We start from the raw sequence: 26,138 nt of genomic DNA, 5'->3' as shown, positions 1-26,138 counted from the left end.
TGTCAAAAGGGCTTAATTTAAAGGTTGTATGGTTAAAGCGTTATCCAACAGGCTGAGTCGTACGGCCTGCCCGACATAATCGGACGGGATTTGGTCGCTCAACCAGTACTGCCCTGCGATAGAGACTAGCTCAGCACCCAGGTGCGTGCAAAAAATCTGGCACTGTGTATCACCGGATGCCCCGGCCAGCGCACGACCTCGCATCATGCCATAGACGTGAATATTGCCATCGGCAATTAATTCGGCGCCGGCGCTGACGCTGCTGGTCACAATCAGATCGCTATTGCGGGCATAAATCTGTTGGCCGGAACGGACAGGAGCACTGATGATGCGCGTCTTGGCGGGGGCGTTGGGATCCACCACTGGGACAGGCGCGGGAGCCGGTTCCTGGGCAGCCATCTTTTGGCCTTTGCCTTCGTTCAATAACGGCAGCCCGGCACGGGCTATTGCACGTTTTTGCCGCTCATCTCTGCAACCGCTGATACCTACAACGCGCAGTCCTGCTGCCGTGACAGCCTGTTGAAGTTCTTTCCAGTTTGCGTCGCCGTTCAGCGTCGCAACGTTGATAACAACAGGGGCATTTTTCAAAAAAGCGGGCGCTTGCTCCACTTTTTCCACTAATGCCTGACGTATTACCTCGGGTTCCGAATTATACAAATGAACAACCGATAGGGTAAAACTGCTGCCTTTTAGCTCAATTGGCGATTGTGACATCTATCCTGACTCAGTCTCAGCAACTTTAAATCCCCGGAATACCAATCGGGGTGCGATATTCCGAAGTACTATAAGCATGTTATAGTCAGAGTTATATCCAGGCAAGACGCTGCCCCAATTAAATAGAGTTAAAAACATGCTTTGTGTGATCTATAGAAGCTCGAAACGCGATCAAACTTATCTTTATGTCGAAAAAAAAGACGATTTCTCTCGCGTGCCTGAAGATCTGATGAAAAGTTTCGGTACGCCACAATTGGCCATGATGCTTTCGCTTGAAGGTCGGGAAAAGTTAGCCTCGGCGGATATTGAAAAAGTGAAGGAAGCCCTGAAAGAAGAAGGGTTTTATCTGCAGGTTCCACCGCCGTTGGAAAATTTATTAAACCAGCATTTGTCTAACGATAAAAAATAACCGTCGTTGGCGCACAGGGGCTACGCTGGATCAGTAACCCTAAACTGACAAAGGAGCTGTGTAATGAGATTGTCGGCGATAACGACGGTGTTGACTCTGCTGGCGCTGGGATGTGTTGGCCAGCAGGTCGGGGCGCAGGTTGTGACTCCTCAGCAGGCCACTTTACCGGGGGTAACCAACCCGCCGGCCCAGAGCACGCTTGCCGAAACCGGCCGTGATCCTGCGCAGTTTCCCGCTTATGTTGAGCAGCTAAAACGCCAAGCATTGGCGAAAGGCATCAGCCCGGCCGTCGTTGAAAGTGCTTTTGCCAGTGTGCATTTTGTTGATCGGGTCATAAAGGCAGATCGCAGTCAGCCAGAAAAGAAAATTACGCTGGATGATTATCTTAAGCGAGTATTGCCGCCAGCCAAGATTGCGCAAGGGCGAACCTTATACCGGCAGTACCAGACGCAGCTGTCGCACATCACTGCACGTTATGGTGTGCCAGGACGTTATGTGGTGGCGCTGTGGGGAATGGAAAGTGCCTTTGGCAAGATTCAGGGGCGTGAAGATGTGATATCCGCGCTTGCCACGTTGGCGTTTGAAGGGCGTCGTGAGGCGTTCTTCAGTCAACAGTTAATGGCGGCGTTGCAAATCCTCGAACAGGGGCATGTTAGCCGTGAACAGCTGAAAGGCTCTTGGGCTGGTGCGATGGGCCAGTGCCAGTTTATGCCGACGTCGTTCCTTCACTATGCGGTGGATGGCGATGGGGACGGCCGTATTGATATTTGGAACAACGTTGATGATGTGTTTGCTTCTACGGCCCATTATCTGTCGAGTGAAGGCTGGGAGCCGGGTGTCGGTTGGGGGCGAGAGGTTACATTGCCTGCCGGTTTCGACACCGATAATGTGGGGTTGAAAGATAGTCAGGCGCATAGCGTGAATGAATGGCAAAAGCGTGGTGTGCGTCGCCCTGACGGTTCGGCTCTGCCGCATTCTACCTTACGCGGTTGGGTAATCACTCCGGATGACATGCAAGGGCGTGCATTCCTGGTTTATGATAACTTCCGCACAATTATGCACTGGAATCGCTCTTACTATTTTGCGATCGGTGTGGGTATGATGGCTGACGGCATCGGGCAATAGATAAAGACCACGGTGCCTCCACCAGCGCGTGGAATAACGGGCTTAGCATGCTAAGCCCCTACATGATTGTAGGGAGAGGCGGTATGTATCAACATAGAGACTGGCAGGGTTCATTACTTGATTTTCCAGTGAATAAAGTGGTTTGTGTCGGCAGTAATTACGCTGACCACATCAAGGAAATGGGCAGTGCAACCTCTGCGGAACCGGTAGTTTTTATTAAGCCCGAAACGGCGCTCTGTGATATCCGTCAGCCGGTGGCGATCCCCAAAGAGTTCGGTTCGGTGCACCATGAAGTGGAGCTGGCAGTGCTGATTGGCACGCCGTTAAAACAAGCGAATGAAGATCGTGTGGCTCGTGCTATCGCCGGATACGGTGTTGCGCTTGATCTGACATTGCGTGAATTGCAAGCCGGCTTTAAGAAAGCGGGGCAACCTTGGGAAAAAGCCAAGGGGTTTGATGGATCCTGTCCGATATCCGGTTTCATTCCTGTGGCAGAGTTTGGTGATCCGCAAAACGCAGAACTGTCCCTGACGGTTAATGATCAAGTACGTCAGCAGGGCAATACCCGTGACATGATTACGCCGATCTTACCGCTGATCAGTTACATGAGCCGTTTTTTCACGTTGCGTGCTGGCGACATTATTCTCACCGGTACACCGCAAGGCGTTGGCCCAATGAGTTCGGGTGACATGTTGAAAATCACGCTCAACGGTAAATCACTAACGACACGTGTGATTTAAAACTACATTGAAACAACGTAAAAAGGCCCCACGGGGCCTTTTGTTTTTTCGGTTATAGCTGAGTAAATGGTTTATTTACGGCCCAGCAAGAAACCGAAAACAATGCCAACAGCAGCGGCGATGGCCACACCTGCCAGTGGATTGGATTCAACCTGGGTCCGCACCGTATCGGCCGCATCGCGTGCTGCGTAGCTGGCCTGAGAGGCGTATTTACGGGCCGCGCCTTTAACCTGATGTTCTGGCGAGTCTGTGGCTTTACCAAAGGCTTCCTGCACGGCGCCGGCAGCTTCATTCACTTTATCTTCTGCTTTTCCAAACATATTTGGCTCCCTATTTCGTATAAAGGCGAACATTAACCATAGCAGGATTATGCTGCTTAGGGCGGCGTAACGTGCTTTATGAGATGAATCTTATCTTGAGACTGAGAACGGGCTTATTCGACCATGAGAAAAAACGAAAGGTGATGGGTCTGCGATTTGTACGTATAATTGAGCGATAAGTTCGGTGTTCTAAACCACCGAAAACATAGAGTAATCGCCCGACAGTGATGTCGTGCAATGTTGAATACCGTTGTTTTAAATAGCGTTTTTTTTAAGCGATACTTTGTTATCGCTATGATTATATAGTGTTTTCAGCCTTCCTATCTGGCTGGGATATCTATATAGTGCACCCTCAAAACCTGTACGCAGGTTATCTATTCATTTACCTATACCGGACGCGAACATGTCACAAACCCCTTTTTGGCAACAAAAAACGCTGGCGGAAATGTCAGAACAAGAGTGGGAATCGCTGTGCGACGGTTGTGGGCAATGCTGTCTGAATAAGCTGATCGACGAAGACACCGACGAGATTTATTTCACCAACGTAGCCTGTAACCAGCTGAACATTAAATCGTGCCAGTGCCGCAATTATGAGCGCCGCTTTGAGCTGGAAGAGGATTGCATCAAGTTGACGCGTGAAAATCTTACGACTTTCGACTGGTTGCCACCGACGTGTGCATATCGCCTGATTGGTGAAGGTAAGCCTTTATTTCCGTGGCATCCGCTGGTTAGCGGCTCCAAGGCGGCGATGCACGGTGAACGTATTACCGTACGCCATATTGCCGTACGCGAAAGTGAAGTGGTGGACTGGCAGGATCACATCCTGAACAAACCAAGCTGGGCACGCTGAGACGTCGAGAAGAAAAGGATTCCATTAGGTAGGAAATCGCCAGGGCTTTGCACGTGGTGATTCCTACCAAATTGGCGTTTGACATGCTCAACGGCCTCCAGTCATGTATTTTATTGATAATGATTTTCATTACCTGTGAGTTAGACTGAGCTTTATACTTTTGCCAACAGGGTGTTGCTATGTTGAAGCCTTTGATGTTCTTTATTATCTTCATTCTCAGTGCGTGTACATCGCCCGATGCAGCACAAGGCCCCAAACCAAAACTTTTGTCTCGAGTCTTACCGGTTTATCCAATCTATGCTCATGACCATCAAATAGAGGGTTATGTTAAAGTGCGGTTTGATGTTGGGAGCGATGGGAAAATTAGTGAGGTTAGAATTATCGATTCAAAACCTCGCGGACTCTTTGATGATAAGGCTATTATCGCGATGGCACAGTGGCGATATGAAAAAAACAAGCCGTATAAGAATATGAGCTCAACCATACACTTTAAAATGTCTAAGTGATAAAAGCGTGTTGACTCGTGATTAACCGCGACCAGTGCATCGGTGCCGATGCAGCTTCCTCTCCGTTTCTCCTGTGCATGCCCGAATCGTACCGCTCGACATGAAAATGCTACAGAGATCAGGACACCATTCGCGTAGGGGTGTTATCAGACGTTATGCGGCTCGTGGTAGAGGAGAGTGGGGATATTCAGAGGTGAACGTATTTAAACCGATTTGGTGAGATAATAAAGAAAAAAGCCCCTGCAAAGATGAGGGGCAAGACACACAACAACACCAGGGAAATCGGTGATACTAACTTGCAGATACTATAAGGATTTTTCGGCAAAACTTCATCAAAATATTGATGCAATAATGCATCACTATGATGAGTTTTTTTGTATAAAGCAGATGAGTTAGAACACTGAATGTCTCAGCCTCTCACGCCGTTCATCCCGAACGCGTAATTTATTAGCCCCCACATGCGACTTTTCACGCTACTAACTTAATGTTATGTAAATTACGTACTGAAACCTGTTCGGATGCTTCTTTTTATACATAAGGTTAGGTAGTTTGACCGCTCTCACGCTAAGTTCCGAGAGTAAAATAATGAAAATGATACGTCTGTTTGCCGTGGCTGGTGCGCTGATTGTGGTTGTTTATTACCTTACACATACTTAATACCGACTTACCTCTGAAGATCATCAATAACTCGATAAAAAACGGCGCCCTGGGGCGCCGTTTTTTATTCTTTTGCGCTTAGCGGCCAAACAGGTCGCGACGTCGCGGGCGGACAAATTGCGCGAGCAGCACGATAATGGCGAACAACAGATACGCAGTGAAGATGCCGACCAGCCACTGTGGCATTTCCAGTGTCAGGAACTCCCATTGGCGCACAGAGCAATCACCTGACGCATGGAACACGGCTGGCAGCCATTTATCCAGCGGCAGCCAGGAAGGGAAGCTGACGAAGAAATCACAGGTATTAAACGGCGAAGGATGCAGCTGGATCATGGTGTGTTTCCACGCCAGTTGCAGGCCTTCCCAGGCACTGTAAATCCACAGCAGAATAGCGACATAGCGCAGTGGCGTTTTTGGCGCAATGGCACCAAGCAGTGAGGCACCCAGAATACCAAACAACGCGCAGCGTTCGTAAATGCACATCACACAGGGTTGCAGCAGCATTACGTGCTGAAAGTAGAGTGCAACTAATTCCAGTACCAATGCAGTCAGGGCCATCAACAGCCAAGCACCGCGCCCCTGCGAGCAACGGTTAAAGAATTGCAACATATATTTATTCTTCCATGCAGTAAGCAATTGAACCGGCAGTGTAAACCAATTCAACCCCGCTGCCAGCCACCTGGAGCGTATTCAGCACAAAAATAGTCGCTGACAGCGGGGAGGGTAACACGATCAATGTGCAGCAGCGTCAATCGACGGTAGCGTCAACCAGTGCCACTGGGTTAACAGGTCAGTCATTGGGGCCAGAGTGAATTGCACGCACAGCAAGCCGACAAGGGTTAAGACCACAGTATAGGGTAAAGCCATCCATACCATACGCCCGTAGGACAAGCGTACCAAGGGAGCCAGCGCTGAGGTGAGCAGGAACAAGAATGCCGCTTGGCCATTCGGTGTGGCGACCGACGGTAAATTGGTTCCGGTGTTAATGGCAACCGCCAGCATTTCGAACTGTTTGAGCGAAATAGCACCGTTTGCAAATGCCGTGCGTGCCTCATTGATATACACCGTGCCGACGAACACGTTATCAGAAACGGAAGACAGTAAGCCGTTAAATAGATAAAACAGCGACAGCTGAGATGAAGGGTCAGCCTGCAATACAAATTGGATGATCGGAGTGAACAAATGTTGTTCAATGATTACCGCCACCACGGTGAAAAATACCGTCAGAAGGGCGGTAAAGGGCAGTGCCTCCTGGAAGGCTTTGCCAATGGCGTGTTCATCGGTGACGCCGCACAGAGAGGTTGCGAGGATAATCACCGACAGGCCAATCAGGCCAACTTCCGCAAGGTGAAAGGCCAACGCGACAACCAGCCAAACGCCAATCAGCGCCTGAACCACCAGCCTAATCTGTTCTTGTTTACTGCGTCCGGCGGTAGCCTGACGATCAAACTCTGTCAGCACTTCGCGCACGCGGTCCGGCAGTTTTGCACCGTACCCGAAGACGCAGAAACGCTCGACCAGCAGACAGACCAACAGACCACAGACCAACACCGGCAGCGTCACTGGTGCCATGCGCAGGAAAAAGTCGACAAATCCCCAGTCTGCACTTTTGGCGATGATCAGGTTTTGCGGTTCGCCAACCATGGTCATCACCCCCCCTAACGCGGTCCCAACGCCTGCGTGCATCAGCAGGCTACGCAGGAACGCACGGAATTGCTCGAGTGTTTGTTTGTTATCCTCACTTACCAATGTGCTGTCGTCACCAACATCGGCATTACTGTCAGTTCGGTTCGACACCACGTTGTGGTAAATCGAATAAAACCCGGTCGCGACGCTGATAACCACCGCGACTACCGTCAGTGCATCGAGGAAGGCTGACAATAGCGCTGCCGCAAAACAGAATGCCAAAGAAAGTAGCATTTTAGAGCGAATGTTTAACAGTAGCTTGGTGAAGACGAACAGCAACAACTGCTTCATGAAGTAAATACCTGCCACCATAAATACCAGCAACAGCAGGACATCCAGATTATGAGCAATTTCCTCGCTCACACGGTCGGGGCTGGTCATACCGATCAGCACGGCCTCAATTGCCAGCAGACCGCCCGGTAGCAGCGGGTAGCACTTTAGCGCCATTGCCAGAGTGAAAATAAATTCAACGACAAAGAGCCAACCTGCAATGAAAGGATCGACGAAAAAGAAAACCAGCGGATTGACCACCAAGAAAATGAGAATGGCCAGTTTGTACCAGTCAGGTGATTGCCCAAGGAAGTTTTTCACCAGGGCACTGCGTAAGGTTGTTTCCATTATGCGTTACACGTCCTGAAAATAAGTTATCGCATATTACCCTAACAATGCTGCCGGGGCAGATGCAACATGGGCTTGCTTTACGACGTGAAATTTCTCTGACGCGGTGTTTTTGCACAATTTTTGCCACTTTATGCACAGTTTCGTTTAATGTTTTTCGCTCACGCTATGTCATGCTTTGGCGATCTGGTATGATCAGCCGACTACTATTACTGATTATCGTCGCTACGGAACGTCAAACACATGGTCATAAAGGCGCAGAGTCCTGCCGGTTTCGCGGAAGAATACATTATCGAGAGTATCTGGAATAATCGCTTCCCCCCTGGCTCTATTTTGCCCGCGGAGCGTGAGCTTTCAGAGTTGATTGGTGTTACACGCACCACGTTACGCGAAGTTTTACAACGCCTGGCCCGTGATGGCTGGCTGACCATTCAACATGGCAAACCGACCAAAGTAAATAATTTCTGGGAAACATCTGGCCTCAATATTCTTGAGACAGTGGCACGTCTTGATCACCAAAGTGTCCCTCAATTGATCGACAACCTGCTGTCTGTTCGCACCAATATTGCGGCGATCTTTATTCGCGCAGCGGTGCGTAATCATCCAGAGGCCGCTCAGGAAGTGCTGGCGAAAGCCACCCAAGTGGAAGATCAGGCGGATGCATTCAATCTGTTGGACTACGAAATTTTCCGTGGTTTGGCGTTTGCCTCAGGCAACCCGATTTACGGTCTGATCTTCAACGGCCTAAAAGGCTTGTACACCCGTGTTGGCCGTTACTACTTCTCAAACCCGGAGTCTCGCAAGCTGGCGCTGACTTTCTATAGCAAGCTGTCGACGCTGTGTCATGAGAAGTCATATGATCAGGTCATGGACTGCGTGCGTAACTACGGTAAAGATAGCGGCGCCATTTGGCAAAGCATGCAAGGCACTATGCCAAGCGACCTGACCGAAGCCCGTCGTTAGAAGTCTTCCCGTATGATGTAAAAGGGGCGCCAGTGGCGCCCCTTTTGTTATGGTTGCAAGGTTATAACGGTGTCGGTCGTGGTGGGCACCGTTCCAATAGCTCGACGCTGCCATCTTCGTTTTGCTGTTCCAAAATAATGTCGAACCCCCACAGACGGTGCAGGTGTTTCATTACCTCACGCCGACTTTTGTCCAGAGGCGCACGGTCCTGCGGGATATAACGCAGCGTTAACGAGCGATCACCACGTAAATCCACATTCCAGATCTGAATGTTAGGTTCATGATCACTCAGGTTATATTGCGCCGAAAGCTCTTCGCGGATTGCCCGGTAGCCTGCTTCATTGTGGATCGCCGCAATTTCCAGATAGTTATTACGGTCGTCATCCAGCACGGTGAACAGCCGGAAGTCACGCATGATTTTCGGTGACAGGAACTGGCTGATGAAACTTTCATCCTTAAAGTCACGCATGGCGAAGTGCAGTGTTTCCAACCAGTCTTTACCGGCAATGTCCGGGAACCAATAACGGTCTTCCTCTGTCGGCGATTGGCAAATGCGTTTGATATCCTGGAACATGGCAAAGCCCAGTGCATACGGGTTAATACCGTTGTAATAAGGGCTGTTGTAAGGCGGTTGATACACCACGTTAGTATGGCTGTGCAAAAACTCCAGCATAAAACGTTCGGTTACCCGACCTTCATCGTACAGATGATTAAGGATGGTGTAGTGCCAGAATGTCGCCCAACCTTCGTTCATCACCTGCGTTTGCTTTTGCGGATAAAAATACTGGCTCACTTTACGCACAATGCGCAGAACCTCACGTTGCCATGGTTCCAGCAGCGGAGCATTTTTCTCCATGAAATAGAGGATATTTTCCTGAGGTTCACTTGGATAGCGGCGAGCCTGCTCTGGTGCCTCTTCACGTTCGACACGCGGCAGGGTTTTCCATAGCGTATTTACCTGGCTCTGCAGGTACTCTTCGCGGCTTTTTTGTCGGGCTTTTTCTTCGACCAATGAGATCTTCTGAGGTCGTTTGTAACGATCAACACCGTAGTTCATCAAGGCGTGGCAGGAGTCGAGAAGCTTCTCCACCTCTTCAACGCCATAGCGTTCTTCGCACTGACTGATGTAGTGACGGGCGAACAGCAGATAATCGACGATAGAACTGGCATCGGTCCAACTGCGGAACAGATAGTTATTCTTGAAAAAGGAGTTGTGCCCGTAGCAGGCATGCGCCATCACCAACGCCTGCATGGTGATGGTATTTTCTTCCATCAGATACGCAATGCAGGGATTAGAGTTGATCACGATTTCATAGGCCAAGCCTTGCTGCCCATGTTTATAACGCTGCTCGGTCTCAATGAATTTTTTACCGAATGACCAATGGGTATAGTTAATCGGCATGCCGACGCTCGAATAAGCGTCCATCATCTGTTCTGAGGTGATGACCTCGATCTGATGAGGGTAGGTGTCGAGCTTGTAATGTTTGGCCACGCGATCGATGTGCTCCAGGTACACCTGCAGCAGTTCGAACGACCAGTCCGGTCCATCACTCAGACGTTTATCTTCCTTGACCTTGTCATGTGTTGAAGTAGTCATCAGCGCACCCTCGTTATTACGGACCTTGCTCAAACGGCAGACCCTAGATCAATCGTAGCTCAATCTGGGCAGAGGGAATAATGATATAAAGCTTAAAAATTCAACGATCTGACTCATCGATTCCCAATGAGGACGTGCCAGAGGGATTTTCTTGTGAGTTTTTTCTGCTGAGGAGGGCTGGAAGGCCTGCAAAAGGTTGTGGCAGTTTAATCCTGTTTTTATGGTTTTTTATCCTGCCGTAACGCCGTTGTTTCATTTTTATATTCTGTTAAATCCATGTTGCATGCCATGGTTTTTTTCTGTGCTGTCAATGATGTCATTGCTAGCATATTGGTCATTGTTTCGCTCTTAAATCGGGCTTTCACAACATCTTATCGCTATTTATAGGTAGCTATTGCAAAAGAACCGGCCATGAACGATAAATTAATTGTGAATGTTGTCACGTTTGATGACTAAGATGTTGGACGGATTTTTCCACTGAGTTAATTTCCTGTGAGCAGAAGATTATGCTTTGTGATGCCTTGAGCTGGAGTCAGCGATGCGAGTGGTAATTTTAGGTAGTGGAGTTGTTGGTGTTGCGAGTGCCTGGTATTTGGCGAAGGCGGGGCATGAGGTCACGGTTATTGATCGTCAGCCTGGTCCTGCGATGGAAACCAGCGCGGCAAATGCCGGGCAAATCTCACCGGGTTATGCAGCTCCGTGGGCTGCGCCGGGTGTGCCACTGAAGGCGATTAAGTGGATGTTCCAGCGCCACGCGCCGCTGGCTGTTCGTCTTGATGGCAGCAGTTTCCAGCTGAGCTGGATGTGGCAGATGCTAAAAAACTGCAACACTGAACACTATATGACCAATAAAGGGCGGATGGTGCGGTTGGCGGAATACAGTCGTGACTGTATCAAGGCACTGCGCCAGGAAACCGGCATCCAGTACGAAGGCCGCCAAGGCGGTACGCTGCAATTGTTCCGAACCCAGCAACAGTTTGAAAGTGCGGCGAAGGACATTGCTGTACTGGAAGATGCCGGCGTGCCTTACAAGCTGTTGGAAGCCAACCAACTGGCTAGCGTTGAGCCTGCATTGGCACAGGTAGCCCATAAGCTGACCGGGGGTCTTCAACTGCCAAACGACGAAACCGGTGATTGCCAACTGTTTACCCAGCAACTGGCTAAACTGGCGCAGCAAGCAGGAGTTACCTTTTTGTATAACCGCAGCGTTGATCGCTTGCTGGTGGAAGGCGACAAAATCAGTGGTGTGCAATGCGGCGGTGAAATCTTCAAGGCTGACAGCTATGTGGTGGCTTTCGGCTCCTATTCCACTGCGCTGCTGCGCGACCTGGTGTCGATCCCTGTATATCCGCTGAAGGGCTATTCACTGACCATCCCGATTACGGATGAGGCTGCGGCCCCATTCTCGACGGTTCTGGATGAAACCTACAAAATCGCCATTACTCGTTTTGACCAGCGTATACGTGTCGGCGGCATGGCGGAGATTGTTGGTTTTAATACGCAGCTTGAGCAAAAGCGGCGGGAGACACTTGAGATGGTTGTGCGTGATCTTTACCCTAATGGTGGGCGAGTTGAAGAAGCGACCTTCTGGACCGGTCTGCGCCCGATGACGCCGGATGGCACACCGATTGTCGGTAAAACGTCGCTGAAAAACCTGTTCCTGAACACCGGGCACGGCACCTTGGGTTGGACAATGGCCTGCGGTTCTGGCCAGCTACTTTCTGATCTCATCTCTGGTATCACGCCGGCTATTCCTTCAGACGACTTGGGGGTGGCGCGCTACAGCGCTGGATTTCGTAACCTCTATGCCGGTCCTTTAAATGATGTGCATCCCGCGCGTTAAAAACCTAATTTATTGACGTGATTGTCACGGGCGTTGGCCCGTGACTGCATTCGCAGGCCCGTAGGAGTGCCCATGCCTCGCCCGATTTCCGCCACGCTGCACCTTGGCGCATTTGAAAATAACTTGCAGGTTGTTCGTCGTTTTGCACCCAGTGCTAAAGTCTGGTCGGTAGTAAAGGCCAATGCCTATGGGCACGGTATTAAACACATTTGGCGCAGTCTGGCACAGACCGACGGTTTTGCTCTGTTGGATCTCGCCGAAGCCATTACATTGAGAGAGTCGGGCTGGCAGGGGCCGATTCTGCTGCTGGAAGGTTTCTTCAAGTCGCAAGATTTGGCCCTGATCGATCACTACCGTTTGACGACGTCAGTGCACAGTGATTGGCAATTGTCGGCGATAGCTGAGGCTAAACTGTCGGCGCCGCTAGATGTTTATCTAAAAGTGAATAGCGGTATGAATCGCTTGGGATTTGTACCGGAACGTTTGCACTCCGTTTGGTTAAAAGCGCGGGAGATAAGCAATATTGCGAATATGACGGTAATGAGCCATTTTGCCACCGCTGACGGCCCTCAGGGTGTAGTAGAGCAAATGGCGACCGTTGAAGATGCTGCGTCGCTTATTCCGTTGCCGCGTTGTTTGGCTAATTCTGCTGCCACGCTGTGGCACCCAGAAACCCACGGTAGCTGGGTGCGGCCAGGCATTGTGCTCTATGGGGCTTCGCCTAGTGGGCAATGGCGTGACATTGCTGATAGCGGTTTGCAGCCCACCATGACGCTGAGCAGCGAAATTATTGGTATTCAAACGCTGAAGCGCGGTGATCAGGTTGGCTATGGTTGGCGATACCGTGCCGAGGGCGCGCAACGTATCGGCGTAGTTGCTTGTGGTTATGCGGACGGTTATCCGCGCCATGCGCAGACCGGGACACCTGTCTGGGTAGACGGTGTGCTGACGAGAACGCTAGGTACGGTTTCGATGGATATGCTGGTGGTTGATCTGACGCCTTGCCCCGATGCGGGTATCGGGGCGGAAGTTGAGCTTTGGGGGCAGCGCCTGCCGGTTGACGATGTTGCCGCCGCGGCAGGCACGTTGGGTTATGAATTACTGACGGCGTTGGCCGTCAGAGTGCCTGTGACCACTGAGGCTTAAAAGCCTCAGGCTACTTTCTTCAATTGACCTTTAATTTGCTTGCTGCGCTGCCGTGCGTGCAGCGCCAGCAGGCAACCTACCAGCATCACCAGTGCCAATGACAACTTGGGTTGTAACGGCAGTGCCATTGCCAGCAAGCCTAGTCCCGCACCACCGGCCATCTGTACAAAGCCCACTAATGCTGAAGCAACACCAGCCTCGTTGGAATACGGCTCCAGCGCGTAACTGGTTGCCGGCCCCATAACAAAGGCAAGCCCCGCGCAGGCGAAAGCGACCGGTAACATATAGGTGAGCCAATGAGTTTGTGCTGACCCTGGCAGTAAAAACACGCCAAGCAGTAATCCAATACAGCCGATGCCCATCAACATTCCGCCGGTCGCAAGACATATTGGTCGTCCGACTTTGTGAATAATCCGGTTTGCGAAAAAACTCACCAGCATGATCCAAAAGCCGTTAGCGCCAAACACCAGAGAGAATTGCAACGGTGTTAGGCCGGCAGTTCCCATCAACACGTTAGGTGCCAGTGAGACATAAGTCAGCGCCATACCCATGGCGCCAGAGTTAACGACTGCGAAGGACAGAAAGCGGCGGTCGCTGAGAATGCGGGCATATTGCCGCACCGGTAATCCTTTGACACGCACGGTATCTGCCGGGCGAGTTTCTGGCAGCCGCAGGGCGATCAGCACCAATACGGCTAAGGCGTAACACACCAGGAACCAGAATGGTGCGCGCCAGCCAAAGGCTTCGGCTAGCAGACCACCAAGAAGCGGCGCCAGTGCAGGAATGATATTCAGCGTGCCGTTGAGAAAACCAAAGGCGCGCGCAGCATCGTCACCGTTCATTCGGTCGCGTACGCCACTGAATGCCACTACCGCAGTACAACAAACCGCTACACCTTGCAGCAGGCGCGAAGCAACAAACACCGTTGGTGTGGTTGCCAGCGCAGCCATGGCAGCACCAAGCATGTAAATCACAATGCCTGCCAGTGCTACCGGTTTACGACCGTAGTTATCCACTAATGGGCCGGCGATAATCTGTCCAAGGCCTAACACCAGGATGAACAGAGAAATAGTGGACTGAATCAGCGCTTCGCTGCTGTTAAGGCCGAGAGCGATCGCGGGGATAGTCGGTAAATAGAGATCGATGCCCAGCGGACCGAGTAGCACCAGGCTAAGAAGCAGAAACAGAAATTTTTGCATAACAAAAACAGCACATCCGAGTGACAAAGAGGGCTAGAGTAGAGACTCTGGCGTTAAATAGAAAGAGGCAAAACATCAGCCGGCCAACGCTTCGTCTGTCTGCTCCACTTACAGTGCGGAGCTTTTGCGATAGTAGAGTGCCGAGATCGTATCTGCTACGTAGCGCGCCTGATGTTTGGCGTCATCCAATGCGCGATGAGGTGTGCCCTCAAATGCCCGTTCTTTCTTGGGATTGAAACCCAGCAGTTCGGCCAGTGTGATCACCGTACGGACATCTTGCGTATCCCAAAACTTCCACGGGCACGGCATTTCAAGCTGCTGAAAGGCATGCTCGAGGATGGTGCAGTCGAATTCCTTGCCGTTGCCCCAGACTTTTACCTGATCGGTGCTGTTCATATGGATAAACCGGCTCAGGTTGGTCAGTGTACGCTTAAGGCTTTCCGTGCCGCCGAAAGCCAGCTTACGAGCTTCATCTGATTGCTTCGCCCACCAGGCGACGGTATCCAGGCTGATGGTTCTACCGGGTTGATCTTTTTGGCTATTGACGGCGTTTTCAAACTCAGCGCCGAGTTGACCAGTTTGCGGGTCGAAAAAAACAGCGGCAACGACCAGAATCACTGCGCTCGGCTTTATGTCCAGCGTTTCAATGTCTAACATGAGATGGTGCATTGGGTCTCCCGGCTGAGTGAGGTCGTGCATAATATTACTACAAACCGGGTGAGGATGCGCCGTTAGCTCTGGCGGCCAAACGCGGGGGCGACATTGGCGTAACCCAGATGTATCAAGCAGGCACCATGTTCACAGACATACAAAATGAACATGAGTATGAGTGCTCATTTTGGCCTGTAGTCACATCCGATTTGCCGATATGTAAAGACCTGCGGATTTATAAAATACTTTGAAATAGTCTAAGGCAGGGTAACCAAGGTATGATGCTCAGGGTTTTGTTGTCGGGTTGGTCTTATCGGTGAGAACGTTTATTTTCATTTTGTGCATGGTCGGTTATTTGCTGGTATTGAGCTACCTTGGCGTTTTTGTCACTGATAAAATATGTGAAAAGTCTAACAACTACACCAAGGTATGCCGCCTGGTGGATATCTCAGAGCCCCATATCCCAAGATAATGACCGGCGATCAGCCTAAATAATCGATGGTAATCAGCGGTGTCAATATACCCGCCACACCAGCCAGTGTTATCCATTGCCGCCAGCCCAGGCGTGCCAACCAATCCTGACGCAGCGGTGGTGTTGCCAGTTGCCCTACGGCGACTGTGCCAGTAAGTAGCAGGGTCAGAAAAATGAATACCAGCCCACGGCTCCATGCATTGAATTCGATATGCAGCACATTGGCGTAATACAGCCGCATCAGAATGTAATAGGCCAGCATAATCCACGCAAAATGCGTGCGTTTTTTCAACACGTGATAGAGTATAAATGCTATGAACAGGCTGTGGCACACGGAGATCAACGGTGCTTCAATCGGGCGCCTGACACAGCCGTTATAAACCGCCAGGTAAATATTAAAGATCAACTGTGCGTAGACGGTATATATATACCAGCCATAGATGACTTTGAGTTTTTTGGGGGTTGGCTGTATAGAGCAATAGTCCGGTATCATTGAAGCCTCCTGAGCTGACAAGCGTTATAGCACCCAAAAACTAAATGAATTTGAAACGCCAAACAGGCTTTATTTTACCCCCGAAGGGGAACTAATCAGTGCATGTCAGGTCTGTTCAAACAGTACGGCTTGTGGCGTTTTTAGTTGAATTTTAATGGTAAATCATTGATATGAAAGATTATAAAAATAGCCGTTTTGCAGCGTATCTGCTGATTTTTACGCTGGGTCTTTATTTTTTCCTTCCGCCAATGCTTGTCGCTTTCTTTTTTAAGTGGTTTAACTTGAACCCTTTCGTCATTATTCGATTTTGGCATTTTAATCCTTTCTCCGCCGATAGAGGGATTCCCATTTATCAAACCTTTATATATGTATTCATCGTATGGAGTGGGGTGAATATTCTGGTTTGGGGCACGCTGTTAACGATAGGGCGTTTGTATGCCCGGTTCACCAGACCTCGTTGAAGGTCAACCTCCCAGTGGTTGTGAAAGTTGAAGATAGTAAGCACTTTTCAAAATATAATGATAATCGTTATCATTTTTGGCTGGTAAGGGTGAGAAGGAGTGTCTCCTTATGCGCCACCCATATCCGGCACGTTCCTGTTCCATTTACTCTAACTCTCTAGCCAGCCTTGTGCTGGCATTTTTTCTTTTCAATAAGCTATGTCCACTGTGACTATAAGGGCGTTTGTGGATTGACTCGCTTCGATCGCTCATAAAAAGCCAACGTATATTGTAAATCATTATGGATAAAGATAGTGATTATCATTATTATTTGCATTTAAATAAATGCACCGAAGAAACCTCTATGGACGGCATTACTCAGTGTGACTGGCTGGTCTGCTTATAGAGTGCGAATTAATGATACTTACCAGGGATTACAGGCATGCCGATGATTTTTCCTGTCAAACGGTCGTGTGTTTTATGTGCACTCGCGATCTTGTTGCCGTTGACGTCGTTAGCTGAAGATACACTTGTCGTCACGGCAAAACCCGCCGATACGGCAGAAGCACAAACACAAGGTTACCAGGCCACGACCAGCCAAGGGGCCAATAAAACCGACAAGCCATTGGTCCTGACTGCGCAGTCTGTCTCGGTGGTTACACGCCAGCAGATGACCGATCAGAATAGCCAAACGGTTAATGATGCTTTGAAATATGCACCCGGTGTTTTTACCAATTTTTCCGGTGGTGCGACGCGCTATGACACCATTGCGTTGCGTGGTTTCCATGGCGGTGACGTTAATAATACTTTCCTTGATGGTTTACGTTTACTGAGTGACGGTGGCACCTACAATGCTTTGCAGGTTGATCCCTGGTTCCTGGAACGTATCGATATTATCAAAGGGCCTTCTTCGGTGATGTATGGGCAGAGTATTCCGGGCGGGTTGGTTGCATTGACGTCCAAGCGGCCACAATTCGACACGCAGGGGCACGTCAACCTCAGTGCCGGTAATAACAGCACCAAAGGTGGCGCTTTTGATGTGACAGGTCCATTGTCGGATCAGTGGGCTTATCGATTGACAGGAATGACGCGCAGCAGTGGAACCATGTATGACCACCAGCGCGAAGAACGCTATGCTATTTCACCATCATTGCTGTGGCAGCCCGATGAAAATACCTCGTTACTGTTGAAAGCTTATTTGCAAAAGGATCCCTCTGGCGGCTATCACAGCGCGGTGCCGGCAGATGGCAGTCTCTACTCAAGCTCCGGAGACAAACTGGGCCGAGGGTTCTTTGATGGTGAAAGCAGCCGTAATGTGTTCAAACGTTGGGAGCAAATCTACAGCTATGCTTTCTCACACAGTTTTAACGATGTTTGGTCATTCCGGCAAAATGCCAGTTATACCCATTCTAATGTTGAATTACAGCAGGTATACCAGATTGGCTGGGATCCAGAACACCAATTACTGAACCGTTATTACAGTGGTTCGGCGACGTCGTTAGATGCGTTTGCTGTCGATAACCAACTTGAAGCGGATTTTGCTACCGGGTTACTGGAGCACAAAGTGATGCTGGGCCTGGATTACCAGCGCTTTCGTAACAACCTGTGGGACGAGTCAGCAGGGGCTTCTAAGGTGAATCCCTATACCGGCGTGTCCGGTGGCGCAGGGTTAACCAACCTGACACAGACCGATTCCAGACGCCACTATGAGCAGACAGGACTTTATCTACAGGACGAAATCAGCCTGCAGAACTGGTATCTGAATCTGTCCGGTCGTTTTGACCGGATAGAATCAAAAAATACGGTGTTTAATACGGGCACCAGCGATGCGCGTAATGATGATAACTTCAGCGGGCGCGCGTCGTTGCTTTATCACTTTGATAGCGGTTTCTCACCTTATGCCAGCTATAGCACGGCAGTGACACCAGAGGCGCTGCCCGATCAGAACGGGCATATGCTGAAACCGAGCACCAGCGAACAGTATGAGGTGGGCTTGAAATATCAGCCACCAGGCAGTTCATCAATCTACAGCGTGGCGCTTTATGATTTGACGCAGAAAGATGTAGCCAACCGTGTTGTACAGCAAAGTTATTATTTGCCTGCCGGTAAGGTGCATTCTCAGGGCGTTGAACTCGAGGCTCGTAGCAAGCTCACAGATCGTCTCGATCTGATTGCTGGCTATACCTATAACAAAGTGAAGTTCAAAGATGCGATTGATGGCAACGACGGCAATACACCGTATTTGGTGCCAGAACAAATGGCATCATTATGGGGAAAATACGCGGCTGCTTACGGTGTGGAACTTGGTACTGGGGTGCGTTATATCGGTAAACAGTGGGCGGATAATGAAAATACGCTGCGTATTCCTTCTGTGACGTTGCTGGATGCCTCGGTGCGAATGAATTTGGACCGTGTTAATCCGTCGTTGAAAGGTGCCTATGTGCAATTGAATGTGAATAACCTGACGGACAGAGAGTACGTTGCTGCGTGTTACGGCACTGGGTATTGCTACTGGGGAGCGGAACGTACCGTGGTGGCAACGGTAGGATACGACTTCTGAGGAAAGGGCCAGTATCGCCCCGTCGGTATTTGGCGGGGCGGTTTCTATAGCGCTAGAACAAGGAGAACATCAACACTACAGGCAAGCTCAGAGGCCAGGTCAAACCAATCGTTAATGCACTGATAAAACGAATCTTTATGGTGTCCCGACTGACCAAGTAGGTAAAAATCATAGAAACGAACAGGCCAATTAAATAAAAGTATTGTGTTGCAACCCACAGCGACGACATGAAACCAATCCCAGTTGTATTTTTAAGCCGTAAATTCTAGGAGCTTAATTCCACATAATCAACGCTTATTAATTGTTTGTTCAATTTGCAATATATAACTACATTATGTGTGGATACTTATGTCTGCCGCAGGTTTATAAGGTTATTCAGTGATGAGGTAATTTGAAAATGTTAAGCAGATGTAATATGTTGGAGGCTGATAGAACAACATGAGGTGCAATTATGGGCTTTTGGAGAATCGTATTTACCATCATCCTGCCGCCACTGGGTGTATTGCTTGATAAAGGCATCGGCGGGGCGTTTATCCTCAATATCATCTTAACCTTACTGGGTTACTTCCCTGGGTTGATCCACGCCTTCTGGATCCAGACGAAACAATAGTCGCTAGGCTGTCTAATTCCCGGCATTTTCAGTGGAAATGCATCCATGAATGTCGTGTAGCACGACTGACCCTGGCGTTTGTACGTGCCGGGGTTTTTATCTTTATGAGACCCTAATGGATGTTGAGGCCATAGACAAACAGCCATGAAAACAGCATCGCCAACAAGCCTGCGATAAAAAGGATAGAGATCATTTCCTTCATGTAAAACTTCCCTTTCGGTTTTGGTGAAATTACTTCTTATTGTTTTTACATGGGATTTTAGATCGTAATAGGTATAAATCCTAGTTTTAATGTCATCGAGTGAGTGTTTTGCTGCCAAGACCACCCATAAGTATTGGAGACTGTCCCATGAATATTCCCGTATTAGTCAGCGCTAGATTGGTATTACGGCCATTGGAACGCGCAGATGCTGGAGATATTCAGCATTTGTTTCCACGATGGGAAATCGTACGCCACATGACCAGCAAAATACCTTGGCCATACCCTGAGGGGGCCGCGCTTGAGTTTATCAATCATGTTGCATTACCGGCGATGGCTGCGGGTACTGGCTGGTTTTGGTCTATCCGACGGCAAGAGGATGAGCGGCATTTGATCGGCGTGATTAACCTGAGTCTTGGCGATGGCAGCAACCGTGGTTTTTGGCTTGCTCAGGAATGGCAACGTCAGGGATTGATGACGGAAGCCAGTCAGATTGTGACAGATTACTGGTTCAATGTGCTGGGGCAAGCTGTATTGAGGGTACCCAAGGCAAAAAATAACCTGGCGTCACGACGTATATCTAAGCATAGCGGTATGCGTGTGGTCGCAACGAAAGAAAATGACTATGTCGGCGGTCGTATGCTTACGGAAATCTGGGAAATAACACGGGCTCAATGGAATGCGCGGGTGGATGGACCCTGAGTTAACTATTCGTAGCTATTGCTGAAAGCGACGGATGTGAACTATATACAACAGGGCATATAAGGCGTTTTGATTCAGGGCTGAGGATGTTGGAAGGATCACAGCACTCATTGCACAGGTCTGGCGTAGCGCCTCCACGTTAAAGAGGGAATCAGTAATGAATGCAAAACCTACAGTAGTCCTGGTGCATGGATTTTGGGGCGGTGCAGCGCACTGGAGCAAAGTCATTACCGAATTGTCACGTAAGGGTTATCACTCCATTCACGCCGTTGAGGTACCACTGACATCGCTGGCTGATGATGCTGAACGCACGCGTAAGATGGTGGCGCAGCAGGACGGCCCGGTGCTCTTGGTCGGTCATTCTTATGGCGGTGCGGTTATTAGTGAAATGGGTAATCTACCGAATGTCGTCGGATTGGTGTATATCGCCGCGTTTGCCCCGGATGCTGGTGAAAGCCCTGGTGGAATTACGCAAGAACATCCTCCCGTTGCGGCGGCGAATCTGGTGCCGGACAGTGACGGTTATTTATGGATTAAAGCAGATAAATTTCATGAAAGCTTCTGCCAGGATCTTTCTGCTGATGAAGCTCTGGTGATGGCAGTGACGCAAAAGGCGCCGTTGGCCAGTACCTTCGGTAACGCTATTACTGAGCCTGCGTGGAAGCACAAACCATCATGGTATCAAATCTCCAGTAGCGACCGGATGATTGCGCCAGAGAATCAACAACGTATGTCAACACGGTTAAAAGCGAAAAAAGTCATTACGTTGAATGCCAGTCATGCCTCTCTCGCTTCACACCCTCAGGAAATAGCGGCTTTAATTGATGATGCAGCCAACGCGTCGTAAAGGTTGTGCATTCCAAGACCCCACGGCTGTGGGGTTTTTCATTTACAGATCTTAACTGCTTAAATAATTTTTCATCAGCTGCATCCAAAAGCATCTCCTCGTACGTATATCCGGATGTGAGGCAAAACTTTACCTCCCTTACCTTCGAGGAAATGGTCATGAAAAAGCTTATTACTGGCGTTTTATGTGCATCTGTCCTGTTCAGCGGCGTGTCTGCTGCTGCCATGATGTCTGATCAGGTTATGGTCGGTGGTGCCGCCATGTATCCGAGTAAAAACATTATCGAAAATGCGATTAATTCCAAAGACCATTCAACACTGGTGGCTGCGGTTAAAGCGGCAGGGCTGGTAGATACCCTGCAGGGGCAAGGGCCATTTACTGTCTTCGCACCTACCAATGCTGCTTTTGCCAAATTACCTGCGGGTACCGTTGATAATTTACTGAAGCCGGAAAACAAGGCGTTGCTGACCAGTGTGCTGACCTATCACGTCGTGGCAGGCAGGTATGACATGAAGCAACTGGAGAAGAAAATCCATGACGGTAAGGGATCAGCTGAATTGAAAACGGTGAATGGGCAACCTTTGTGGATCATGAACAATGGGCCACACAATATTCAGCTTAAAGATGGAAAGGGCAATATAGCGAATATCAGCACCTATGATGTGTACCAGAAAAATGGGGTGATTGATGTTATTGATACCGTCCTGATGCCTAAATAAATTGGGTCTATACTTGGTGCGGGTGGCCTGAGCGACAGCCCCCGCACCTTAATCAGGATGGGACATGACTGAACCCTTACCAGAATATGATGTGGCGATGATGAAAGCCATTGGTCGTGGCGATCGTCAGGCTTTTGAGCAACTCTACCGCCAAACATCGCCGCGTTTGTATGCCATTGCCTTGCGTATTCTCAGGCGACAATCCTGGGCAGAAGAAGTGTTACATGAAAGTTTCATCAGCGTATGGAATCGGGCTGCCAGTTACGATCCGCAGCTCAGTTCTCCACTGACCTGGCTGACACACATTGTACGCAACCGTGCCATTGACTGGTTACGCAGTGCGGGTGGGAAGGCGGCAGAACGTGAGGATGAGGTTGTTGATGTTGATGTTGAGGTTGGCAGTTTCGCTGAGCCCGCCGAGGCGTTACAGCGTTCGCAAGAGGGACAAAAGCTCTCGGCGTGTCTGGAGCATTTACCCATCGACCAGCGACAAAGCATCGTACTTGCCTATTATCAGGGGATGTCGCACGGTGAAGTCTCCGTTTATCTTCAACAACCGCTTGGCACGGTTAAAAGCTGGATCCGCCGAGCTCTCGACCATCTAAAAGACTGCGTGGGATTATGAAAAACCGGGGGGAGTACGACTCAGCCCTGGCTGCGGAGTATGCGTTAGGCACGCTGCGCGGTCCGGCGAGATTCAAACTGGAACAGCGAATTCGCCACGAACCAGAGCTGGCCGTATTGGTGGCGCGTTGGCAGCGGTTGCTAGCTCCTCTCGATCACGCCTTGATACCGATCACGCCGCCTGAACGGGTATGGAAGAAAATCCAGCTTAGCCTGCCACCCTTAGCACGCCAACGCCGGTGGCGCTGGGATTATCTTGCTTGGGCACTCGCAGCCGGTTTGGCCGCAGTGGTGTTGGTGCCGCGTTTTATCGAACAAACACCCGAGTTTACCCCTGCGTTGGTGCTGAGTAGCGGGCAAACTGGTAGCGAGCAGTGGATTTTGAGCCTGGACAAAGCGGTGAAGCATCTGCAACTCACCCCCATTAATCCGCAACAAATTGCTGCGACAAACAGTCTGCAACTGTGGGCGATACCTGCCGGGGAAAAACCGGTGTCTTTGGGTTTGGTTGCGGCAAAAGACGTGACCAGACTGACACTGGATCAGATTCAGTTAGCCAGGGGAATGACCATCGCCATCAGCCTGGAGCCAGCCGGTGGTTCGCCAACTGGCCAGCCTACAGGGCCAGTTCTGTACGCTGGGCAGCTAGTTTCACTTTAGTGGCTTACGGACTTTTTCGGTGATCATCGCGCCAGCGGGTTAAGCCGGCTTACTGTGCTCGGCCGCATGCATTGCCTGATAAGCCTGAATGTTACTGTCGCTGATCCCCAACATCGCTAAAATTTCTGTCATAAAGCTGACGGGGGCGCTCCCCGGCGCTGTCACAACGCGCTGATCGGCCACGGCATAAGGTACATCTTGATAGCACGCTGCTCCCCGATAGCCTGATACTGACGACAAGTTTTCCGCCGAATTAGAGGTATGACGGCAGTTATCAAGCACACCCGCTTGCGCCAACACGCGAGTTCCATCGCAAATACCTGCGACAACGATATTTTTACGGTGTGCATCAGCCACCAGACTGCTGATATTCGGTGCGTGTTCTGTCTGCCATGCCGTACCACCGCAAATGATTAATAAATCAATTTCGTCCAGCGGGATGGCCTCGATTGGCAATTGCGGTGTCACAAGCATTCCACTGGAGGAGATGACTGGGACGCCTTGTGGGGCCGCAAAGCGGACATCGAAACCATAATAACCCCGGCAAGTTGAGTTGATTAACGCTGTTTCCCAATCGGAAAAATTGTCAGTAATAACGGTGATGGCGCGCTTCATTGGGGTGTAGCTCCCTGCATTTGTTGGTGTAGAGCGAGGTCGAATCCCTCGCAGGAGTGCCAAGCTTAAAGGCTGCCACTGTCAATTTCTGTCAGTAGGGTGAGTGACGTGCTATCTCGTTGACTCGTGTAGGTTGATACCAAAAAAATCCCGCACAGCGGCGGGATTAAGGGATGATAGCGACAAACTGGATTCTATTCTGATTTTGGTGTGGTGTGTGTCCAGATGGCGACAGTAGCGCAGCTAAATTTCAGCGACAAGGGGAAAAGACGAAATGGTGCAGGTATCAGAATATCCTCAACAAAATTCCACAGTATTCATCCAAACGAAATCATAGCATGTGTTGTAGAGAAGAAAATGGTAGGGCAGTAGGAGAAGCGTTAAGGGGGACCACTTCCTTGTGGAGGGGCGTCCTAGCGTCGTTTCCGCTTGGTGTTGAAAGTACTTACCTTTCTTTGCTTCAAATACATCACAAAGGAAAATACAACAACTGCGATCAAAACGACGATGATTGCAATTGGAAGGAACTCCATAGCACTCACCTAAGATGGCAATTTGGCCATTCATTAAATAGGATTATTCCTAACTTGCGCAATGAGCATTGGATAAAGAAGAGATAATTAGGATTTACCTTAGCGAGCGTGCCTGCGCTTTACCTTCAAGGTGAAGTAACTCAGTCTATGGTCTTTATCTTGTTGTTTTGATTTGCGAAGAGGCAGGGTTGGGGACGGGTTCAATCGAGATAGTGAGTATGAATATCGTTAAGCAATTTATTCTGCTAAAAAACAGCCGGCCAATTAGATTAACCGGCTGTTATTCATATTGTTAGTCATGCAGTCTGCTTGTGAAAAAGCTCACGAAATACGGGGTAGATATCATCCGGTTCGCGGATATGCTGCATGGCAAAGTTTTCGAATTTAGCCTGCAAGTCTTCGTACTCACGCCACAGCGTCTGGTGGGCGCGGCGGGTGATTTCGATGTAGCTGTAATAACGCACCATTGGCAGTAGTTTTTTTGCCAGCAGTTCATGGCACAACGGTGAGTCATCTGCCCAGTTGTCACCATCTGACGCCTGTGCAGCATAGATGTTCCATTGCGCCGGGTCATAACGCTCTTCAACGACTTCATTCATCAGTTTCAACGCACTGGAAACAATGGTCCCACCGGTCTCTTGTGAATAGAAGAACTCCTGTTCATCCACTTCTTTCGCTTGCGTATGGTGGCGGATATACACCACATCAACGTTTTTATAGGTTCTGCTCAGGAACAAATAGAGCAGGATATAGAAACGCTTCGCCATGTCCTTGGTGGCCTGGTCCATGGAGCCGGAAACATCCATCAGGCAGAACATAACCGCCTGGCTAGAAGGTTCGGGTCGGCGCTCATAGTTTTTGTAACGCAAATCAAACGTATCGATAAAGGGCACGCTTTCGATTTTTTTGCGCAATTCAGCAATTTCTTTGCGGAGTCGTTCCTCTTCCAACAGTTGCACCGGCTCGGTGTTTTCCATCTGGGTGAGTTCGTCCTCCAACGCATGTAACGCGCGTCGTTTGCCAGCGGTCATCGCAGTGCGTCGTGCCAGTGAATTTTGTAGCGAACGCACTACGCTAATATTGGCTGGCACGCCGTTGGCCGTATAACCGGCCCGATGGGTTTTGTACTCGGTGAGCTGCTTATACTGATTCTTTTTCAGGTTCGGCAGGGCCAGATCTTCAAATAACAGGTCAAGATATTCGTCCTTGGAGATTTGGAAGACGAATTCGTCCTCGCCTTCACCGTCTTGGCTGGCATTGCCCTGACCGCTGCCACCGCCTCCACCGCCCTGAGGGCGTTCGACGCGATCATTCTGTACAAAGTGGTCGTTACCAGGATGAACACGGTGGCGTGTGCCACCGCGACCCTGATGAAACATCGGTTCGTTGATATCACCAGTGGGGATCGAGATGGATTCCCCGCTGTTTACGTCGGTGACCGAACGCTTGTTGATGGCTTCGGCAATCGACTGTTTGATTTGCGACTTGTAACGGCGCAAGAAACGCTGGCGGTTAACCATGCTCTTGTTTTTGCCATTAAGCCGTCGGTCAATAAAATACGCCATACATCCCCCAAACGACGTTGCCAACTTTCTATGCCATCTCCATGACGCTAATTCTCATTATATCCGTCATATTTG

Annotated in this window: 27 protein-coding genes; 16 read left to right on the top strand and 11 right to left on the bottom strand. The window is 49.8% G+C overall.

Translation table 11 applies throughout. The annotated features are described in order from the left end of the window. Positions 1-12 precede the first annotated feature (12 nt). Positions 13-714 (bottom strand): septum site-determining protein MinC, encoded by a 702-nt coding sequence (gene minC / locus SGR01S_RS02535; protein WP_037419762.1) that lies wholly within the window; start codon positions 712-714, stop codon positions 13-15. 136 nt (positions 715-850) lie between these two features. On the opposite strand from minC, the gene SGR01S_RS02530 reads away from it, so the two are divergent. The 3 genes from SGR01S_RS02530 (at position 851) to SGR01S_RS02520 (ending at position 2,988) form a co-directional block, all read left to right on the top strand. Continuing rightward, a complete protein-coding gene (locus SGR01S_RS02530) occupies positions 851-1,123 on the top strand; it encodes a YcgL domain-containing protein (RefSeq protein WP_061806443.1) in 273 nt (90 codons plus the stop codon). Positions 1,124-1,186: 63 nt separating this feature from the next. Further along, positions 1,187-2,248, top strand: a complete 1,062-nt coding sequence (locus tag SGR01S_RS02525) for a lytic murein transglycosylase (protein WP_061806442.1) — start codon at positions 1,187-1,189, stop codon at positions 2,246-2,248. An 83-nt stretch (positions 2,249-2,331) separates the two neighbouring features. Further along, positions 2,332-2,988 carry a fumarylacetoacetate hydrolase family protein gene (locus SGR01S_RS02520; RefSeq protein ID WP_012145477.1) on the top strand — a complete coding sequence of 219 codons (657 nt, stop codon included), beginning with the start codon at positions 2,332-2,334 and terminating at the stop codon, positions 2,986-2,988. Between the two features lie 71 nt (positions 2,989-3,059). Here the strand turns inward: SGR01S_RS02520 and SGR01S_RS02515 are convergent, their stop codons facing one another. Further along, a complete protein-coding gene (locus SGR01S_RS02515) occupies positions 3,060-3,308 on the bottom strand; it encodes a CsbD family protein (protein WP_037419760.1) in 249 nt (82 codons plus the stop codon). 403 nt (positions 3,309-3,711) lie between these two features. Here SGR01S_RS02515 and ycgN point away from each other — a divergent pair, with 403 nt between their 5' ends. Then, on the top strand, positions 3,712-4,158 hold the full coding sequence (ycgN, locus tag SGR01S_RS02510) for a cysteine cluster protein YcgN (RefSeq protein WP_037419758.1): 447 nt from the start codon (positions 3,712-3,714) through the stop codon (positions 4,156-4,158). Positions 4,159-4,337: 179 nt separating this feature from the next. Further along, positions 4,338-4,664 (top strand): TonB family protein, encoded by a 327-nt coding sequence (locus SGR01S_RS02505; RefSeq protein WP_061806441.1) that lies wholly within the window; start codon positions 4,338-4,340, stop codon positions 4,662-4,664. A 735-nt stretch (positions 4,665-5,399) separates the two neighbouring features. On the opposite strand, the gene dsbB is transcribed toward SGR01S_RS02505, so the two are convergent. Together dsbB and nhaB are read right to left on the bottom strand one after the other, a co-directional pair. After that, positions 5,400-5,930 (bottom strand): disulfide bond formation protein DsbB, encoded by a 531-nt coding sequence (dsbB, locus tag SGR01S_RS02500; protein WP_037419753.1) that lies wholly within the window; start codon positions 5,928-5,930, stop codon positions 5,400-5,402. Positions 5,931-6,053: 123 nt separating this feature from the next. Further along, a complete protein-coding gene (gene nhaB, locus SGR01S_RS02495; protein ID WP_061806440.1) occupies positions 6,054-7,625 on the bottom strand; it encodes a sodium/proton antiporter NhaB in 1,572 nt (523 codons plus the stop codon). Positions 7,626-7,868: 243 nt separating this feature from the next. Here nhaB and fadR point away from each other — a divergent pair, with 243 nt between their 5' ends. Beyond that, positions 7,869-8,588, top strand: coding sequence for a fatty acid metabolism transcriptional regulator FadR (gene fadR / locus SGR01S_RS02490; protein WP_037419750.1), 720 nt, complete (start codon positions 7,869-7,871; stop codon positions 8,586-8,588). 61 nt (positions 8,589-8,649) lie between these two features. Here fadR and SGR01S_RS02485 read toward each other — a convergent pair whose 3' ends face one another. Beyond that, the gene (locus SGR01S_RS02485; RefSeq protein WP_037419977.1) at positions 8,650-10,185 is read right to left on the bottom strand and encodes a SpoVR family protein; all 1,536 of its coding nucleotides are present in this window, start codon (positions 10,183-10,185) and stop codon (positions 8,650-8,652) included. A gap of 538 nt (positions 10,186-10,723) precedes the next feature. Here SGR01S_RS02485 and SGR01S_RS02480 point away from each other — a divergent pair. Together SGR01S_RS02480 and dadX are read left to right on the top strand one after the other, a co-directional pair. After that, positions 10,724-12,028, top strand: coding sequence for a D-amino acid dehydrogenase (locus SGR01S_RS02480; RefSeq protein ID WP_037419747.1), 1,305 nt, complete (start codon positions 10,724-10,726; stop codon positions 12,026-12,028). A gap of 72 nt (positions 12,029-12,100) precedes the next feature. Beyond that, a complete protein-coding gene (gene dadX, locus SGR01S_RS02475; protein WP_061806439.1) occupies positions 12,101-13,174 on the top strand; it encodes a catabolic alanine racemase DadX in 1,074 nt (357 codons plus the stop codon). A 5-nt stretch (positions 13,175-13,179) separates the two neighbouring features. On the opposite strand, the gene SGR01S_RS02470 is transcribed toward dadX, so the two are convergent. The 3 genes from SGR01S_RS02470 to SGR01S_RS02460 all read right to left on the bottom strand — a co-directional run bounded on the left by SGR01S_RS02470 (position 13,180) and on the right by SGR01S_RS02460 (position 15,989). Continuing rightward, a complete protein-coding gene (locus SGR01S_RS02470) occupies positions 13,180-14,373 on the bottom strand; it encodes a multidrug effflux MFS transporter (RefSeq protein ID WP_061806438.1) in 1,194 nt (397 codons plus the stop codon). A gap of 108 nt (positions 14,374-14,481) precedes the next feature. Further along, positions 14,482-15,042: a 3'-5' exonuclease gene (locus SGR01S_RS02465; RefSeq protein WP_061806437.1), complete on the bottom strand. Its 561-nt coding sequence runs from the start codon at positions 15,040-15,042 to the stop codon at positions 14,482-14,484. Between the two features lie 464 nt (positions 15,043-15,506). Next, entirely contained in the window at positions 15,507-15,989 is a 483-nt protein-coding gene (locus tag SGR01S_RS02460; RefSeq protein ID WP_061806436.1) for a hypothetical protein, read from the bottom strand. 170 nt (positions 15,990-16,159) lie between these two features. Between SGR01S_RS02460 and SGR01S_RS23575 the strand changes: the two genes are divergently transcribed. Both SGR01S_RS23575 and SGR01S_RS02455 read left to right on the top strand, forming a co-directional pair. Then, positions 16,160-16,450, top strand: coding sequence for a hypothetical protein (locus tag SGR01S_RS23575; RefSeq protein WP_073963401.1), 291 nt, complete (start codon positions 16,160-16,162; stop codon positions 16,448-16,450). Positions 16,451-16,871: 421 nt separating this feature from the next. Further along, positions 16,872-18,989: a TonB-dependent siderophore receptor gene (locus tag SGR01S_RS02455; RefSeq protein WP_061806435.1), complete on the top strand. Its 2,118-nt coding sequence runs from the start codon at positions 16,872-16,874 to the stop codon at positions 18,987-18,989. Between the two features lie 52 nt (positions 18,990-19,041). Here the strand turns inward: SGR01S_RS02455 and SGR01S_RS23570 are convergent, their stop codons facing one another. Next, on the bottom strand, positions 19,042-19,218 hold the full coding sequence (locus SGR01S_RS23570) for a GhoT/OrtT family toxin (protein WP_037419739.1): 177 nt from the start codon (positions 19,216-19,218) through the stop codon (positions 19,042-19,044). Between the two features lie 222 nt (positions 19,219-19,440). On the opposite strand from SGR01S_RS23570, the gene SGR01S_RS23565 reads away from it, so the two are divergent. From SGR01S_RS23565 to SGR01S_RS02430, 6 genes are all read left to right on the top strand, one after another. Beyond that, positions 19,441-19,599: a YqaE/Pmp3 family membrane protein gene (locus tag SGR01S_RS23565; protein WP_037419737.1), complete on the top strand. Its 159-nt coding sequence runs from the start codon at positions 19,441-19,443 to the stop codon at positions 19,597-19,599. A 349-nt stretch (positions 19,600-19,948) separates the two neighbouring features. After that, positions 19,949-20,500 (top strand): GNAT family N-acetyltransferase, encoded by a 552-nt coding sequence (locus tag SGR01S_RS02450; protein WP_061806434.1) that lies wholly within the window; start codon positions 19,949-19,951, stop codon positions 20,498-20,500. A gap of 157 nt (positions 20,501-20,657) precedes the next feature. Further along, a complete protein-coding gene (locus SGR01S_RS02445; protein ID WP_061806433.1) occupies positions 20,658-21,347 on the top strand; it encodes an alpha/beta hydrolase in 690 nt (229 codons plus the stop codon). Between the two features lie 158 nt (positions 21,348-21,505). Continuing rightward, complete coding sequence (locus tag SGR01S_RS02440) at positions 21,506-22,066, top strand: fasciclin domain-containing protein (RefSeq protein ID WP_061806432.1); 561 nt, start codon at positions 21,506-21,508, stop codon at positions 22,064-22,066. A 64-nt stretch (positions 22,067-22,130) separates the two neighbouring features. Then, the gene (locus SGR01S_RS02435; protein ID WP_061806431.1) at positions 22,131-22,691 is read left to right on the top strand and encodes an RNA polymerase sigma factor; all 561 of its coding nucleotides are present in this window, start codon (positions 22,131-22,133) and stop codon (positions 22,689-22,691) included. Then, complete coding sequence (locus SGR01S_RS02430; RefSeq protein WP_061806430.1) at positions 22,688-23,350, top strand: anti-sigma factor; 663 nt, start codon at positions 22,688-22,690, stop codon at positions 23,348-23,350. The genes SGR01S_RS02435 and SGR01S_RS02430 overlap by 4 nt, the downstream gene beginning before the upstream one ends. 39 nt (positions 23,351-23,389) lie before the next feature. Here SGR01S_RS02430 and SGR01S_RS02425 read toward each other — a convergent pair whose 3' ends face one another. Together SGR01S_RS02425 and SGR01S_RS02420 are read right to left on the bottom strand one after the other, a co-directional pair. Then, positions 23,390-23,965, bottom strand: coding sequence for a type 1 glutamine amidotransferase family protein (locus SGR01S_RS02425; protein ID WP_061806429.1), 576 nt, complete (start codon positions 23,963-23,965; stop codon positions 23,390-23,392). 829 nt (positions 23,966-24,794) lie between these two features. After that, a complete protein-coding gene (locus SGR01S_RS02420) occupies positions 24,795-26,063 on the bottom strand; it encodes a YeaH/YhbH family protein (RefSeq protein ID WP_037419712.1) in 1,269 nt (422 codons plus the stop codon). Positions 26,064-26,138: the final 75 nt, after the last annotated feature.

Source organism: Serratia grimesii NBRC 13537, assembly GCF_001590905.1.
Classification (GTDB): Bacteria; Pseudomonadota; Gammaproteobacteria; order Enterobacterales; family Enterobacteriaceae; genus Serratia; species Serratia grimesii.
The sequence above is the reverse complement of the archived record's forward strand: the minus strand, read 5'-3'. Positions and strand labels throughout refer to the sequence as shown.

Excerpts from the sequence above, each read along its gene's own strand:
- minC (WP_037419762.1), bottom strand. The coding sequence starts at position 714 with ATGTCACAATCGCCAATTGAGCTAAAAGGCAGCAGTTTTACCCTATCG.
- SGR01S_RS02530 (WP_061806443.1), top strand. The coding sequence starts at position 851 with ATGCTTTGTGTGATCTATAGAAGCTCGAAACGCGATCAAACTTATCTT.
- SGR01S_RS02525 (WP_061806442.1), top strand. The coding sequence starts at position 1,187 with ATGAGATTGTCGGCGATAACGACGGTGTTGACTCTGCTGGCGCTGGGA.
- SGR01S_RS02520 (WP_012145477.1), top strand. The coding sequence starts at position 2,332 with ATGTATCAACATAGAGACTGGCAGGGTTCATTACTTGATTTTCCAGTG.
- SGR01S_RS02515 (WP_037419760.1), bottom strand. The coding sequence starts at position 3,308 with ATGTTTGGAAAAGCAGAAGATAAAGTGAATGAAGCTGCCGGCGCCGTG.
- ycgN (WP_037419758.1), top strand. The coding sequence starts at position 3,712 with ATGTCACAAACCCCTTTTTGGCAACAAAAAACGCTGGCGGAAATGTCA.
- SGR01S_RS02505 (WP_061806441.1), top strand. The coding sequence starts at position 4,338 with ATGTTGAAGCCTTTGATGTTCTTTATTATCTTCATTCTCAGTGCGTGT.
- dsbB (WP_037419753.1), bottom strand. The coding sequence starts at position 5,930 with ATGTTGCAATTCTTTAACCGTTGCTCGCAGGGGCGCGGTGCTTGGCTG.
- nhaB (WP_061806440.1), bottom strand. The coding sequence starts at position 7,625 with ATGGAAACAACCTTACGCAGTGCCCTGGTGAAAAACTTCCTTGGGCAA.
- fadR (WP_037419750.1), top strand. The coding sequence starts at position 7,869 with ATGGTCATAAAGGCGCAGAGTCCTGCCGGTTTCGCGGAAGAATACATT.
- SGR01S_RS02485 (WP_037419977.1), bottom strand. The coding sequence starts at position 10,185 with ATGACTACTTCAACACATGACAAGGTCAAGGAAGATAAACGTCTGAGT.
- SGR01S_RS02480 (WP_037419747.1), top strand. The coding sequence starts at position 10,724 with ATGCGAGTGGTAATTTTAGGTAGTGGAGTTGTTGGTGTTGCGAGTGCC.
- dadX (WP_061806439.1), top strand. The coding sequence starts at position 12,101 with ATGCCTCGCCCGATTTCCGCCACGCTGCACCTTGGCGCATTTGAAAAT.
- SGR01S_RS02470 (WP_061806438.1), bottom strand. The coding sequence starts at position 14,373 with ATGCAAAAATTTCTGTTTCTGCTTCTTAGCCTGGTGCTACTCGGTCCG.
- SGR01S_RS02465 (WP_061806437.1), bottom strand. The coding sequence starts at position 15,042 with ATGCACCATCTCATGTTAGACATTGAAACGCTGGACATAAAGCCGAGC.
- SGR01S_RS02460 (WP_061806436.1), bottom strand. The coding sequence starts at position 15,989 with ATGATACCGGACTATTGCTCTATACAGCCAACCCCCAAAAAACTCAAA.
- SGR01S_RS23575 (WP_073963401.1), top strand. The coding sequence starts at position 16,160 with ATGAAAGATTATAAAAATAGCCGTTTTGCAGCGTATCTGCTGATTTTT.
- SGR01S_RS02455 (WP_061806435.1), top strand. The coding sequence starts at position 16,872 with ATGCCGATGATTTTTCCTGTCAAACGGTCGTGTGTTTTATGTGCACTC.
- SGR01S_RS23570 (WP_037419739.1), bottom strand. The coding sequence starts at position 19,218 with ATGTCGTCGCTGTGGGTTGCAACACAATACTTTTATTTAATTGGCCTG.
- SGR01S_RS23565 (WP_037419737.1), top strand. The coding sequence starts at position 19,441 with ATGGGCTTTTGGAGAATCGTATTTACCATCATCCTGCCGCCACTGGGT.
- SGR01S_RS02450 (WP_061806434.1), top strand. The coding sequence starts at position 19,949 with ATGAATATTCCCGTATTAGTCAGCGCTAGATTGGTATTACGGCCATTG.
- SGR01S_RS02445 (WP_061806433.1), top strand. The coding sequence starts at position 20,658 with ATGAATGCAAAACCTACAGTAGTCCTGGTGCATGGATTTTGGGGCGGT.
- SGR01S_RS02440 (WP_061806432.1), top strand. The coding sequence starts at position 21,506 with ATGAAAAAGCTTATTACTGGCGTTTTATGTGCATCTGTCCTGTTCAGC.
- SGR01S_RS02435 (WP_061806431.1), top strand. The coding sequence starts at position 22,131 with ATGACTGAACCCTTACCAGAATATGATGTGGCGATGATGAAAGCCATT.
- SGR01S_RS02430 (WP_061806430.1), top strand. The coding sequence starts at position 22,688 with ATGAAAAACCGGGGGGAGTACGACTCAGCCCTGGCTGCGGAGTATGCG.
- SGR01S_RS02425 (WP_061806429.1), bottom strand. The coding sequence starts at position 23,965 with ATGAAGCGCGCCATCACCGTTATTACTGACAATTTTTCCGATTGGGAA.
- SGR01S_RS02420 (WP_037419712.1), bottom strand. The coding sequence starts at position 26,063 with ATGGCGTATTTTATTGACCGACGGCTTAATGGCAAAAACAAGAGCATG.